A 13,517-nucleotide genomic window follows, 5' to 3' on the forward strand; every position below is an offset into this window, starting at 1 on the left:
CGACACATAGCCTGCTAACAAAAAGGTAGCTCATGCCCAATCGCGCCCCTCTCGATGCCAAGACCGCCCGCTGGCTCCCCTGGGTGGTGGCGATTGCCTTCTTCATGCAGTCGCTGGATGGGACGATCCTCAACACGGCACTGCCGGCCATGGCCCGGGACCTCGCGGAAAACCCGCTGCGCATGCAAGGGGTGGTGATTGCCTACATGCTCACCGTCGCCTTGCTGATCCCGGCCTCGGGCTGGGTGGCCGACCGCTTCGGCACCAAGAAAATCTTCTTTGGCGCGATCATGCTGTTCAGCATCGGCTCACTGTTGTGCGCCCTGTCGAGCAGCTTGACCATGCTGGTGGGCGCGCGGGTGATCCAGGGCTTGGGCGGTGCGCTGATGCTGCCGGTCGGGCGGCTCGTCGTACTGCGCGCTTACCCCCGCTCCGAACTGGTGCGGATCATGGGCTTCATTACCATCCCCGGCCTGCTGGGCCCGTTGCTCGGCCCGACCCTGGGCGGCTGGATGGTGCAATACCTGACCTGGCACTGGATCTTCCTGATTAACCTGCCAGTGGGCATGGTCGGTTGCTACGCCGTGTGGAAGTTGATTCCCGACCTGCGCGGCAGCGAGCGCACGCGTTTTGACAGTGTGGGGTTTGTGCTGTTTGGCGCGGCGATGGTGCTGATCACCATCGCCATGGAAGGCCTGGGCGAACTGCACCTGCCGCATTTGCGCGTGATGTTACTGCTGTTCGGCGGGCTGGCGTGCCTGGCGGCGTACTGGCTGCGCGCCGGGCATATCGATAACCCGCTGTTCTCGCCGGTGCTGTTCAAGACCCGCACCTTTGCCGTGGGCATTCTCGGCAACCTGTTTGCGCGCCTGGGCAGCGGCGCCCTGCCGTTCCTGGTGCCACTGCTGTTGCAGGTGGCGCTGGGTTACTCGCCATCAGAAGCCGGCATGAGCATGCTGCCGCTGGCGGCGGCGGCGATGTTTGCCAAGTCCATCGCCCGCACCTTGATCGAACGCCTGGGCTACCGCGTGGTGCTGACCGGCAATACCTTGCTCCTCGGCATCATGCTGGCCAGCATGGGCCTGGTCAGCGAGCACACGCCCTACCCGCTGCTGTTGTGCATGCTGGCAATCCTGGGGGCGATCAACTCCCTGCAATTCACCGCCATGAACACCGTCACCCTGATCGACCTCGACGACGCCCAGGCCAGCAGCGGCAACAGTTTGCTCTCGGTGGTGGCGCAATTGTCCCTCAGCCTGGGCGTCGCCTGTGCCGGCGCGTTGCTCGGCGGCTTTACCGCTGAAACCGGCAACGACGGTGTAGAAAGCGTCCTCGGCGCATTCCAGCTGACCTTCCTCACCGTGGGCATCATGGCGATGCTGGCGGCGGCGATCTTCCTGCAACTGTCGCCAACCGACGGCAAACGGGTGGTCAGCCGCGAGCACGACATCGAGCATTAACAGGCTTCCCGTCTAGAACTTGCAGGGAAAATCCTGTGGGACTGGTACACTGCGCAACATTTTGTTTTGCAGAGCCAGTCCCGTGACTACCATCGCCACCGCTTTTAATACTTTGCCGCTCTCCGCCGCCATGCTGGCTAACCTCGACTCGCTGGGTTATGTCGAGATGACGCAGATCCAGGCGCAAAGCTTGCCGGTGATCCTCAAAGGGCTGGACCTGATTGCCCAGGCCAAGACCGGCAGCGGCAAGACTGCCGCCTTCGGCATCGGCCTGTTGAACCCGATCAACCCGCGCTATTTCGGCTGCCAGGCCCTGGTGATGTGCCCGACGCGTGAACTGGCCGACCAGGTCGCCAAGGAAATCCGTCGCCTGGCCCGTGCCGAAGACAACATCAAGGTACTGACCTTGTGCGGCGGCGTGTCCCTCGGCCCGCAGATCGCCTCACTGGAGCACGGCGCCCACGTCATCGTCGGCACGCCGGGCCGCATCCAGCAGCACCTGCGCAAAGGTTCGCTGGTGCTCGACGGCTTGAACACGCTGATTCTCGACGAAGCCGACCGCATGCTCGACATGGGCTTCTACGACGCCATCGAAGACATCATCAGCAAGACCCCGGCGCGCCGCCAGACGCTGCTGTTCTCGGCCACCTACCCGGTGAGTATCAAGCAGCTGGCCTCGAAATTCATGCGCGCGCCGCAGCAAGTGAAGGCCGAAGCCTTCCACTCCGACGACCAGATCGAACAGCGTTTCTACGAGATTTCGCCGGAAGAGCGCATGGACGCCGTGACCAAAGTGCTGGCGCATTTCCGCCCGGCGTCGTGCGTGGCGTTTTGCTTTACCAAGCAGCAAGTGCAGGAAACCGTGGATCACCTGACGGCCAAGGGCATTTCCGCCGTCGGCCTGCATGGCGACCTGGAACAGCGCGACCGTGACCAAGTGCTGGCGATGTTCGCCAACCGCAGTACGTCGGTACTGGTTGCCACCGACGTGGCCGCCCGTGGCCTGGACATTGACTCGCTGGACATGGTGATCAACGTCGAACTGGCGCGTGACTCGGAAATCCACATCCACCGCGTAGGCCGTACTGGCCGCGCCGGTGAGACGGGGATTGCGATCAGCCTGGTGGCGCCGTCCGAAGCGCACCGCGCCCAAGCCATCGAGCAACTGCAGAAGTCACCGCTGAACTGGGACCAGCTGGACAACCTCAAGCCACAAAGCGGTGGCCCGCTGCTGCCGCAGATGAGCACCCTGTGCATTGCCGCCGGCCGTAAAGACAAGGTTCGCCCGGGCGACATCCTCGGCGCGTTGACCGGTGAAGCCGGCATCCCAGGCGCCCAGGTTGGCAAGATTGCGATCTTTGACTTCCAGGCCTTCGTGGCCGTGGAGCGCGGGATCGCCAAGCAGGCATTGCAGCGCTTGAATGACGGCAAGATCAAAGGCCGTTCGTTGCGCGTGCGCATCCTCTGATCCTGATCGTTCCCACGCTCCGCGTGGGAATGCATCCCGTGACGCTCCGCGTCACAAAGCGGACGCAGAGCGTCCAGTGCGGCATTCCCACGCAGAGCGTGGGAACGATCTGATTCAGAATTTGTAAGAGGACACCGTTTTGCGCTCGACCGAAGTTGTGATCATTGGCGCCGGCGCCGCAGGCTTGATGTGCGCACTGACCGCCGCCGGGCGTGGGCGCAAGGTGATGTTGATCGACCACGCGAACAAGGCCGGCAAGAAGATCCTGATGTCCGGCGGTGGCCGCTGCAATTTCACCAATATGTACACCGAGCCCGCCAACTTCCTCTCGCACAACGCGCACTTCTGCAAGTCCGCCCTGGCCCGCTATACCCAGTGGGATTTCATCGGGTTGGTGGCCAAGCACGGCGTGCCGTACCACGAGAAAAAGCTCGGCCAGTTGTTCTGCGATAACAAATCCAGCGACATCCTCGGCATGCTGCTCGATGAATGCATTCAAGTCGGCGTGAGCATGCACCTGGACACTTCAGTCCAGGAGATTGCCAAGCTGCAAGCCGGTTATCAGCTGCAAACCACGCTGGGTGAGCTGAGCTGCGAATCCCTGGTAATCGCCACGGGCGGCCTGTCGATTCCGACCTTGGGCGCCACCGGGTTCGGTTATCAGGTGGCCAAGCAGTTCGGCCATGAACTGCTGCCGACTCGCGCAGGATTGGTGCCGTTCACCATCACCGACCAGCTCAAGGACGTGTGCGGCGAGTTGTCCGGCACCTCGGTGGACTGCCTGGTCAGCTGCAACGACCAAAGCTTTCGCGAGAACATCCTGTTTACCCACCGCGGCCTGAGTGGGCCGGCGATCCTGCAGATTTCCTCGTACTGGGAAACCGGCGACACGCTGGAAATCAACCTGCTGCCCGACCACGACGCGCATGCCTGGCTGCAACAGCAGCAGGTCGAGCGCCCCAACAGCGAGTTGAAAACCCTGCTCGGTGAGATCTTCACCAAGAAGATGGCCAACCTGCTGGCCGACACCTGGTTCGTGTCCAAGCCGATGAAGCAGTACACCCATGCCGAAATCGCCGATATCGCGCAAAAACTGGGCAGCTGGCAACTGGTGCCGGCCGGCACCGAGGGCTATCGCACCGCCGAAGTGACATTGGGCGGGGTGGACACGCGCGAAGTCTCGTCCAAGACCATGGAATCGCTGAAAAGCCCGGGGTTGTACTTCATCGGTGAAGTGCTGGATGTGACGGGGCACTTGGGCGGTTTCAACTTCCAGTGGGCCTGGGCTTCGGGCTACGCGGCCGCGCAATACGCCTGACACAACGCGGTAAAAAAATGTGGGAGCGGGCTTGCTCGCGAATGCGGTGTGTCAGTTGATAGATTTTTAACTGATCCTCCGCTTTCGCGAGCAAGCCCGCTCCCACATTAGTTTTGTAGTGATCCTGAACATTTTGCGCAATTGATGTGATCGCCACGCTTGCCGTGGCGTCCTTGATAGCTCAATTTAGCGGCACTGTCCCGGAAGACTCCAGACTTCATGTCATCGACCTCATTCAAGCAGTCCATGCGGCGCCTGTGGGCGCTGGATAAATTCAGTTACAGCGTACGGGTGTTCATCGCCCTCACCGGCAGCATGGCGCTGTGCTGGTATCAGGATGAAATGGCGCTGCTGATCCCGCTGTTCCTGGGGATTATCGCCAGCGCCCTGGCCGAGACCGACGACAGTTGGCAAGGCCGACTCAATGCCCTGGCGGTGACGCTGGTGTGTTTCAGCATCGCCGCGCTGTCGGTGGAGCTGCTGTTTCCCTATCCGTGGATCTTCGCCATTGCCCTGGCCCTGGCCAGTTTCTGCCTGACCATGCTCGGCGCCTTGGGCGAACGCTATGGCGCGATTGCCTCGGCGACGTTGATTCTGTCGGTCTACACCATGATCGGCGTAGACCAGCGCGGTGGCGCCGTCTCTGACTTCTGGCACGAACCGCTGCTGCTGGTGGCCGGTGCCGCCTGGTATGGCGTGCTCTCGGTGTTGTGGCAGGCGCTGTTTTCCAACCAACCGGTGCAACAGAGCCTGGCGCGACTGTTTCGCGAGTTGGGGCGCTACCTCAAGCTCAAATCGTCGCTGTTCGAGCCGATTCGTCAGCTGGATGTAGAGGCGCGCCGCCTGGAACTGGCCCAGCAAAACGGGCGCGTGGTGGCGGCGCTGAATGCCGCGAAAGAAATCATTCTGCACCGCGTCGGCAATGGTCGGCCGGGGTCGAAAGTCAGCCGCTACCTGAAGCTGTACTTCCTGGCCCAAGACATCCACGAGCGCGCCAGTTCGTCCCACTACCCGTATAACGCCCTGGCCGAAGCCTTCTTCCACAGCGACGTGCTGTTCCGCTGTCAGCGCCTGCTGCGCCAACAAGGCAAAGCCTGCCAGACCCTGGGCGAATCGATCCAACTGCGCCAGCCCTTCATTTATGACGACAGCTTCGCCGAAGCCCTCGGCGACTTGAACGCCTCGCTGGAGCACTTGCGCATTCAAAGCAACCCCGCGTGGCGTGGCTTGTTGCGCTCGTTGCGCGCCTTGGCGGCCAACCTGTCCACGCTCGACCGCCTGCTGGGCGACGCCAGCAACCCCGACTCGCTCGCCGACGCTACCGACAGCAACCTGCTGGACCGTGCCCCGCGCAACCTCAAGGAAATGTGGACGCGCCTGCGCACACAGCTGACGCCGACGTCGTTGCTGTTCCGCCATGCTTTGCGCCTCGCCCTGGCGCTGACTATCGGCTATGGCACCTTGCATGCGATTCACGCCTCCCAGGGTTATTGGATCATCCTCACCACCCTGTTCGTCTGCCAACCCAACTACGGCGCAACCCGGCGCAAGCTCGGCCAGCGGATCATCGGCACGGCCATCGGTTTGACCGTGGCCTGGGCGCTGTTCGACCTGTTCCCAAGCCCCGTGGTGCAATCGCTGTTCGCCATCGCCGCCGGCCTGGTGTTCTTTATCAACCGCACCACCCGCTACACCTTGGCCACGGCGGCGATCACCTTGATGGTGTTGTTCTGCTTCAACCAAGTGGGCGATGGCTATGGGCTGTTTCTGCCACGGCTGTTCGATACGCTGATTGGCAGCCTGATCGCGGGCCTGGCGGTGTTCCTGTTCTTGCCGGACTGGCAGGGCCGGCGCCTGAACAAGGTGCTGGCCAACACCCTGACCTGCAACAGCATCTACTTGCGCCAAATCATGCAGCAATACGCCGCGGGCAAGAGCGACGACCTGGCCTACCGCCTGGCCCGGCGCAACGCGCACAACGCCGATGCGGCGCTGTCTACCACGCTGGCGAACATGCTGATGGAGCCGGGGCACTTTCGCAAAGAAGCCGACGTAGGCTTCCGCTTTTTGGTGCTGTCGCACACCTTGCTCAGCTACCTGTCGGGGCTGGGCGCGCACCGCGAGACGCAACTGCCGGCCGAAGTGCGTGAGCATTTGATCGACGGCGCCGGTAACAGCCTGGCGGCGAGCATCGACGAAATCGCCACGGGGCTGGCCAACAAGCAGCCGATCGCCATTCAGAGCGATGCCGAAGAAGCGCTGGCGGCGGACCTGGAGCAAATGCCCGATGAGATCGATGAAGGGCAGCGGTTGGTGCAGACACAGTTGGCGTTGATCTGCCGGCAGCTGGGGCCGCTGCGCACGTTGGCGGCGCACTTGATCAAAGACACCCGCGCAGCTTAAATAGCCATCGCAGGCAAGCCAGCTCCCACATTTGAAGGTGTTTGCAATTCAAAATGTGGGAGCTGGCTTGCCTGCGATAGGGCCCGCAAGAAAGCTACATCCCATGCGCCTTCATCAACCGCGCATAACTGCCATCGACCTTCATCTTGGCAATTTCGCGGTCAAAACCGGCGACGATCTGTTCATGCTCGGGGTTCTTCAGGCTGACCAGAATATGCAGGCTGTTTTCACTCAGCGGCTGGGGTAAAAACTCCACCGCATTGCGCACCCGTGGGGATTCGCGTGCCAGGTAATAACGGGCAACATATTCATCTTCCAGCGTCAGCCTTACACGCTGCGCCGCGAGCATGCGCACGGCCATGGCGAAGTTATGCACAGGCACTTTGTGCAACTGCGCATCCTGGTCGAACGCCGCCGAATAGGCATAGCCGCGCACCACCGCGATAGGCTGATCGTGCAGTTGCTCCAGGTTTTGATAATCGATGGGATCGTCACGGCGCTTGATAAAGCGCACACGGTTGAGCAAGTACTCAGCGGAAAACTGCCCCAGTTGCGTACGCGCGTCGTCGTACCAGGCATTAACCAACACGTCATAACGGCCATCGCCCACACCCATCAACGCCCGAGCCCAAGGCACCTGTTCGAAATCACTGGCGTAGCCTGCGCGCGACAAGGCCGTGCTGACGATATCGGTCGCCAGCCCGCCATTGATCAACGTGGAATCGGTAAACGGTGGCCAGGCATCCGCTACCAGGCGCAAACGTTGTGCGACCGCAGGCTGGGCCAGCAACAACACTCCTATCAAAGCAACGGCACGAGAAAATCGCGGCATGCTTAAAGTCCTTGGCGGGCAGGCGGTGGCCTGATAACAGTAGCTCATCAATGAGCCTGCATTGCAGATTACACAAAGAACTCCGCCGCGATCGCACTGAATGATGGCAAATTGACGCCATTCACAAAAATGCTCAATTTAGACAGGAGGCCCCGCCACGCTTACTATCGGCAATAGCCATTAATAAGGGAACACACCATGAAGGTCGATTGGGTCTGCAAGCATCACGACGACTTAGGCAAGGAGCAGCTGTACGCCATTTTGCGCCTGCGCAGCGAGGTCTTTGTCGTTGAACAGCAGTGCGTTTATCCGGACCTCGACGGGCAGGACCTTGCGGGTGACACCCACCACCTGATGGCCTGGCAGAATGATGCGTTGGTGGCTTACCTGCGCCTGCTGGACCCGGAGACACAGGGCGGTGATGTGGTGATCGGCCGCGTGATCGTCGCGCCCGTGGCACGCGGCACCGGGCTGGGCCATCAGATGATGGAAGAGGCCCTCAAGCGCATTGAAGATATCTGGCCTGAAACGCCGATTTTTCTGTCAGCCCAGGCGCATTTGCAGGGGTATTACGGGCGGTATGGGTTTGTGGTGGAGGGTGAGGAATACCTGGAAGATGATATTGCGCATATTGGTATGCGCCGCGCCTGATGGCCCCTTCGCGAGCAAGCCCGCTCCCACATTAACCGTGTACACCCTTTGAAACGCGGTCGAATGTGGGAGCGGGCTTGCTCGCGAAAGCGTCAGCCCAATCACCGCCACATTCAGGGATAACCCAACACCTGCTTGATCCCCACCAAATTCGCCTCGATCCACCCGCGATCAATCGCCCCCCAGCTACGAATCCGATAGTGCCCCGCATGATTGCGCGCACCGCCTTCCTGCTCGAACTCGCACACAATATCCAAGTCGGCCAACGCGGCAATCGTGTCCTGCGCCGTGCGCCGCGGCATGCCCGTGGCGTCGGTCAGTGCCGGCACGCTGCTGGCCTGCCCGCTGTCGATCAGGTACGCCACATACAGGCGGCGGTAGAAACTGCTTTTGGTCTTGCTCACGTCCATGGTGGGTCGCCTGGTGAGGTTAGGGCTTGCCCTGCAAGTCGCGATACGTGAGGTACACCCGCAGGTCGAATTCCACCTGATGGTAGCCGGGCATCATGTATTCGCAGAGTTTGTAGAACGCCTTGTTGTGGTCTGATTCCTTGAAGTGCGCCAGCTCGTGCACCACGATCATGCGCAGAAACTCCGGTGCGGCCTCTTTGAACAACGCAGCAATGCGGATCTCTTTCTTGGATTTGAGATTACCGCCCTGCACCCGTGAAATCGTGGTGTGCAGGCCCAAGGCGCGGTGGGTCAGGTCCAGGCGGTTGTCGAACAGCACTTTGTCGATGGCCGGCGCGTTACGCAGGTGTTCCTGCTTCAAGGCCAGGGCATAGCTGTACAACGCCTTGTCACTCTGCACCGCATGGCGCTCGGGGTAACGTTGTTCCAGGTAGGCGCCCAACTGGTCCTTGGCAATCAGTTGGCGCACTTGCTCCTGGAGAGCTGCGGGGTAGGCCTGGAGGTATTTCAGCGCGGTCATGAGTTCAGCAACAGGGTTCGAATGGGCGCCAGTGTAGCGAATTTCAAAGCGGCCCGGGGTGGGCCCAGTCGGCCATTTCCTCAGGCCGCAGCGGCTGCGCGGCCCACGGCCCCTGGACAAACGAGCAACCATTGGCCTTGAGCCACTGGGCCTGTTCGAGCGTTTCCACGCCCTCGGCGATCACCAGTACATCAAAATGCCCACACAGCTGGATGATACTGCAGGCCATCGCCGCATCGCGCACCGAGCCCGGCAGGCGCGCCACCAATTGCGGGTCGAGCTTGAGCGTGTCGAACTCCAAGTCACGCAGATGGGCCAGGGAGCACTGGCCCAGACCGAAGTCATCCAAGGCGATACGCACCCCGATCTGACGCAATAACTTCAGCTGCTTGTTGGTTTCCTCAAGGTTACTCATCAGGCTGTCTTCGCTGATTTCCACCTCCAACTGGCGCCCCTGCAACCCATACCGCTCGAGTACCTGCTGCAGTTGGCCGGCCAGGTTCGGCATGTTGAATTGGCTGCTGCTCAAGCTCACGCTCAGCACCAGCTCTTCATCGAAGCTGGCTTGCCAGGCCTGCCGTTGGGCGGCGACCTGCTGGTAGATCCAGGCGCTTAATTGGCTGATCAGCCGCGCCTCTTCTAACAACGGTAAAAACAGGCCCGGTGGCACATCGCCGACACTCGGGTGCTGCCAGCGCAGCAACGCTTCGACACCGCGCAACCGCCCATCCTCAAGCGACACCTGTGGCTGATACACCAGGGTGAAATCCTTGTTTTGGATCGCAGCGCGCACGCTGTCTTCGAGCATCAGGCGCGAGCGGGCGCGGCCGTTCATTTCCTGGTCGTAATAGCGATATTGCTGACGCCCCGCGCGCTTGGCTTCGTACATGGCGATATCCGCTGCGCGCAGCAGGCCGTTCAAGTCCGAGCCGCAGTCCGGGAAGGTCGCAATGCCAATGCTGACGCCGAGCATCACATCCAACCCATCGACCTGCTGGCACACCGACACGCGTTCGATCAATTTTTCCGAAATCTTTGCCGCCTGTTCCGGGAACTCCAACTCCAGTAATGCGGTGAATTCGTCCCCACCCATACGCCCAAGAATGTCGTAGGAGCGCAAACACGCCTGCATTTGCTCAGAGACCCAGCGCAACACCCGGTCCCCCGCGTCGTGGCCCAACGAGTCGTTGACCCGCTTGAAGCCGTCGAGGTCCAGGTACAGCAGCACCAGCGACAGCTCGTTACGTTCGCTGCGCAATAAAGTGTTCTCCACCGCCTGGTGAAAGCCACGCCGGTTCAACAACCCGGTCAGCGGGTCGGTCACCGCCTGAAACTCCAGCTGCTGATGCAGGTGGCGCACCTCGGACATGTCCAGCACCGTCACCACCATGGCCTTCTGCTCGGCGGGCAACGGCGCGCAAGACAAGGCCACCGGCACTTGCTGGCCACGACCGGTGCGCAAAATCGCGTCGTGCTGGCGCCACGTCTCGCCCTTGCGATACGCCTCGTACATCGGGAAACCCAACCAGGTGGGCACATGGGGTTTTTGCAGGAAACTCAAGAAGCTCTCGCCCTGCAGCTCGGCCATGGTGGCATTAAGCAGCCGCGAAATAGCCGGGTTGGCGTACTCGATCACACTGCCCTCGCCCACCACCAAAATGCCCTCGGCGGCGTTGTCCAGCACCGAGGCATTAAAGGCACGCGCAGACTCCAAGTCATGGCTCAGGCGCTGCAACGCCCGGCGGTTACGCTGATGCTCCAGCAGGGCCTGCACCTTGGGCTTGAGAATATGCGGGTCAAACGGCTTGAACAGGTAATCGATGGCGCCGCTGGCATAACCTTCCAACACAGAGGCCGCCGATTGGGCATGGGCACTCAGCAAGATAATCGGCGTCATGCACGTGCGCGGGCTGCCACGCATCAGGCGTGCGACCTCAAAGCCGTCCATACCGGGCATGCGCACGTCGAGCAAGACCAGGTCGACTTCGTGCGCCAACAGCAACTCCAACGCCTCCAGCCCGGATGCGGCGGTCATCACGTGCCAGTCTTCACGCTGCAAAAGCGCGCGCATGCTGATGAGGTTCTCCGGGTAGTCATCGACCACCAAAAGAACCGAACTGCCTTCGCCGTGGTGTGGAGCGCAATCCATGCTACGTCTCTTCCTTGAGGGGCTGCGCCGGTCACTTTTGATAAAAAACCGGACAAACACTGAGGCCTCACTCTAGCCCCGGTTCTAAAAAAGCAGAAGTGACGTGGGTGCCATCATTGCGCCAAAGCTCAGGAAGCCGACTAACGGTCAAGCCCTACAGCCCACGGTTCATGGGAAACATGGCTTTTTGGCATTCCTCTGACGCCAATAAATTGCCAGCAATTGTTTAACAACCAGACGATCACCGCCTATAAAGAACCTGTAAGGCCCACAGGCCGAAGCTTTCACCCTCTGTAAAAGGCCAACACCATGATCGACCTTTCCACCTGGAACCTGAGCATTCCGGTCGGCTCGCCACCCACGACCATCGACACGCCGAAACTGCTTAGCGGCTTCAAGGACCAATATTTCCAGGCCGAAGGCAGCGACGTGCAATTCTGGACACCCGTGACCGGCACCCGCACCGAAAACGCTGTTTACCCGCGCAGCGAACTGCGTGAAACCTACGCCGATGGGCGGCTGCGTAACTGGACCTACCCCGACGCCGACAACTTTCTACGCGCCACCCTGGCCGTTAACCAAGTGCCCTCCAGCGGCAAAGTGGTCATCGGCCAAATTCACGCCTATGACAGCCAGAAACCGCTGATCAAACTGGAATACCAATTCAAGCAAAAGACCCAGACCGGCAACATCGTCGCCAAAGTGCGCATGCGCCCCGACGAAGAAGAAGGCCGCGTGATTATCGTGGCCTCCAATGTGCCGCTGGAGAAGAGCTTTACCTACGTGATCAACCTCAATAAGGCTGGGCTGCTGAGTGTCGAGGCCGCTGACGGCCAATGGAATGAGCGCATCGGTGCCGCGTGGGGCGCCAAACCGCTGTATTTCAAGGCGGGCGCCTATGTGCAGGACAACAGTGGCAATAGCAAGGAAGGCGCGCGGGTGACGTTTGCGAAGTTGGATATTGATCACGAGTAAGCGCGGCCTCATTTCCAGTAGGCCTGGTCCGAAGGGGTCAGCGATTATTCCCACCTTTTGAACACCCACGATCCCTGTGGGAGCCGGGCTTGCCCGCGATGGCGGTGTATCAGTCGCGGCAAATAGTGGCTGACACACCGCCATCGCGGGCAAGCCCAGCTCCCACAGTTGCTCAGCGTCCTACACGACCGTTGCGGGGAATCAGGTCGGCGCTTATAGTTCGCCCCGTCGCCGGCAGTGATCGGCGATAGGGTTTCGCAGCCCTAACGATACGTGTGTAACCAAGCATCATGAATGCAACGACGACGCTTCGGCGCCCGGCGTTTATTTTATGGTGGCTGTGTGTGGGAGACCTTCGGGTCTGCCGGGTTCCTCGTATCCTCGGTCTGCGAACCCGCACACAGCTACCACCCATTCGTTTCGCAGCGAACGGCGGTAGTCCTTTTTAGATACGAGGAATATTTGCCATGACCCAACAACTGCCACCCCGTCGTTTCAGTCCCTGCACCGAAACCGCCACCGATTACCCCGTGCTGTTAATCGACAGCGACGCCCCACTGCTCGACCTCCACGCCTGCCTGCGCGAACGCCTCAACGCCGCCCTTGAACACCTCAACCTGATCGCCTGCTCCAGCCTGCCGGACTTCGCCGAGCGCGACCTGAATAACGTGGCCAACACCGCGCGTATTCTGGTGCAGGACGTGAGCGATGTGTTCCGGGTGATTGAGCATCGTGGTTTCGATAGGCCAACTGCTGGCTAATCGAGTCCTCACTTCAAAAAACCAGACGTCCCCCATATCGGACTTTTTGGGAAGAGCCCCTCCAAATGTCCGTCTTAACGGACATTTCAATAAATACAACAGATAAAATCCCAGCCACAATAAGCCCGTATCGCTGCGGGCTTATTTTTAAATACCTGATACTCAGTTCACCTTGGCGTTCTACTCACCCTTTGAAGAACGCTGGCACATCGCGCCCTGAAAGACCGGCAGGTTCTTCGAAGAACCACCCGCAGTACCGAACGCTTCCTAACGCGCAATACAGACATCACGCATGCCGATCACTTCGACTTATATGCAACTGAATATTACAGCCTCGTGTATGAATTAGTATTGTCAGAAATCAATGGTGGGGTAAGACGTAGGAAATGCCAATCAGAACGATCCGACAAACCCCTGGAAAAACACACGAAAACTAAACTAAAAAAAACACAATACAAGAAATTGAAATTGACAATCACAATAGGCCCTCATACGGTTTAAGTGCATCGCAAATCTGCGAAGGCAATAACCCTGAGGAACTATATATGAAACGTGTAATTATAGAACCGA

General features: G+C 60.1%; 11 protein-coding genes. 7 read left to right on the plus strand and 4 right to left on the minus strand.

What is annotated here, in order from left to right:
• Nucleotides 1–32: 32 nt before the first annotated feature.
• The 4 genes from mdtD (at nt 33) to yccS (ending at nt 6,649) form a co-directional block, all read left to right on the plus strand.
• The gene (gene mdtD / locus ACA065_RS28455; protein ID WP_497692440.1) at nt 33–1,460 is read left to right on the plus strand and encodes a multidrug transporter subunit MdtD; all 1,428 of its coding nucleotides are present in this window, start codon (nt 33–35) and stop codon (nt 1,458–1,460) included.
• A 130-nt stretch (nt 1,461–1,590) separates the two neighbouring features.
• The gene (gene dbpA / locus ACA065_RS28460) at nt 1,591–2,928 is read left to right on the plus strand and encodes an ATP-dependent RNA helicase DbpA (protein WP_232005461.1); all 1,338 of its coding nucleotides are present in this window, start codon (nt 1,591–1,593) and stop codon (nt 2,926–2,928) included.
• Between the two features lie 139 nt (nt 2,929–3,067).
• On the plus strand, nt 3,068–4,246 hold the full coding sequence (locus ACA065_RS28465; RefSeq protein ID WP_497692441.1) for a BaiN/RdsA family NAD(P)/FAD-dependent oxidoreductase: 1,179 nt from the start codon (nt 3,068–3,070) through the stop codon (nt 4,244–4,246).
• A 219-nt stretch (nt 4,247–4,465) separates the two neighbouring features.
• Complete coding sequence (gene yccS / locus ACA065_RS28470; protein WP_497692442.1) at nt 4,466–6,649, plus strand: YccS family putative transporter; 2,184 nt, start codon at nt 4,466–4,468, stop codon at nt 6,647–6,649.
• 94 nt (nt 6,650–6,743) lie between these two features.
• On the opposite strand, the gene ACA065_RS28475 is transcribed toward yccS, so the two are convergent.
• Nucleotides 6,744–7,481, minus strand: a complete 738-nt coding sequence (locus ACA065_RS28475; protein ID WP_497692443.1) for a substrate-binding periplasmic protein — start codon at nt 7,479–7,481, stop codon at nt 6,744–6,746.
• 198 nt (nt 7,482–7,679) lie between these two features.
• Here ACA065_RS28475 and ACA065_RS28480 point away from each other — a divergent pair, with 198 nt between their 5' ends.
• The gene (locus ACA065_RS28480) at nt 7,680–8,132 is read left to right on the plus strand and encodes a GNAT family N-acetyltransferase (protein WP_497692444.1); all 453 of its coding nucleotides are present in this window, start codon (nt 7,680–7,682) and stop codon (nt 8,130–8,132) included.
• Between the two features lie 113 nt (nt 8,133–8,245).
• On the opposite strand, the gene ACA065_RS28485 is transcribed toward ACA065_RS28480, so the two are convergent.
• The 3 genes from ACA065_RS28485 to ACA065_RS28495 are packed head-to-tail and all read right to left on the minus strand — an operon-like array spanning nt 8,246 to nt 11,211.
• On the minus strand, nt 8,246–8,542 hold the full coding sequence (locus ACA065_RS28485; protein ID WP_497692445.1) for a winged helix-turn-helix domain-containing protein: 297 nt from the start codon (nt 8,540–8,542) through the stop codon (nt 8,246–8,248).
• Between the two features lie 19 nt (nt 8,543–8,561).
• Nucleotides 8,562–9,062: a M48 metallopeptidase family protein gene (locus ACA065_RS28490; protein ID WP_064454485.1), complete on the minus strand. Its 501-nt coding sequence runs from the start codon at nt 9,060–9,062 to the stop codon at nt 8,562–8,564.
• A gap of 43 nt (nt 9,063–9,105) precedes the next feature.
• On the minus strand, nt 9,106–11,211 hold the full coding sequence (locus ACA065_RS28495) for a putative bifunctional diguanylate cyclase/phosphodiesterase (protein ID WP_497692446.1): 2,106 nt from the start codon (nt 11,209–11,211) through the stop codon (nt 9,106–9,108).
• 309 nt (nt 11,212–11,520) lie between these two features.
• On the opposite strand from ACA065_RS28495, the gene ACA065_RS28500 reads away from it, so the two are divergent.
• Together ACA065_RS28500 and ACA065_RS28505 are read left to right on the plus strand one after the other, a co-directional pair.
• On the plus strand, nt 11,521–12,186 hold the full coding sequence (locus tag ACA065_RS28500; RefSeq protein ID WP_497692447.1) for a polysaccharide lyase family 7 protein: 666 nt from the start codon (nt 11,521–11,523) through the stop codon (nt 12,184–12,186).
• A gap of 467 nt (nt 12,187–12,653) precedes the next feature.
• On the plus strand, nt 12,654–12,947 hold the full coding sequence (locus ACA065_RS28505) for a fructose-bisphosphate aldolase (RefSeq protein ID WP_497692448.1): 294 nt from the start codon (nt 12,654–12,656) through the stop codon (nt 12,945–12,947).
• The last annotated feature ends 570 nt before the right edge of the window (nt 12,948–13,517 follow it).

The sequence above is a fragment of the Pseudomonas sp. LBUM1640 genome (assembly GCF_059716225.1).

Coding starts and splice junctions, on each gene's coding strand:
- mdtD (WP_497692440.1), top strand. CDS start 33: ATGCCCAATCGCGCCCCTCTCGATGCCAAGACCGCCCGCTGGCTCCCC.
- dbpA (WP_232005461.1), top strand. CDS start 1,591: ATGCTGGCTAACCTCGACTCGCTGGGTTATGTCGAGATGACGCAGATC.
- yccS (WP_497692442.1), top strand. CDS start 4,466: ATGTCATCGACCTCATTCAAGCAGTCCATGCGGCGCCTGTGGGCGCTG.
- ACA065_RS28475 (WP_497692443.1), bottom strand. CDS start 7,481: ATGCCGCGATTTTCTCGTGCCGTTGCTTTGATAGGAGTGTTGTTGCTG.
- ACA065_RS28480 (WP_497692444.1), top strand. CDS start 7,680: ATGAAGGTCGATTGGGTCTGCAAGCATCACGACGACTTAGGCAAGGAG.
- ACA065_RS28485 (WP_497692445.1), bottom strand. CDS start 8,542: ATGGACGTGAGCAAGACCAAAAGCAGTTTCTACCGCCGCCTGTATGTG.
- ACA065_RS28490 (WP_064454485.1), bottom strand. CDS start 9,062: ATGACCGCGCTGAAATACCTCCAGGCCTACCCCGCAGCTCTCCAGGAG.
- ACA065_RS28495 (WP_497692446.1), bottom strand. CDS start 11,211: ATGGATTGCGCTCCACACCACGGCGAAGGCAGTTCGGTTCTTTTGGTG.
- ACA065_RS28500 (WP_497692447.1), top strand. CDS start 11,521: ATGATCGACCTTTCCACCTGGAACCTGAGCATTCCGGTCGGCTCGCCA.
- ACA065_RS28505 (WP_497692448.1), top strand. CDS start 12,654: ATGACCCAACAACTGCCACCCCGTCGTTTCAGTCCCTGCACCGAAACC.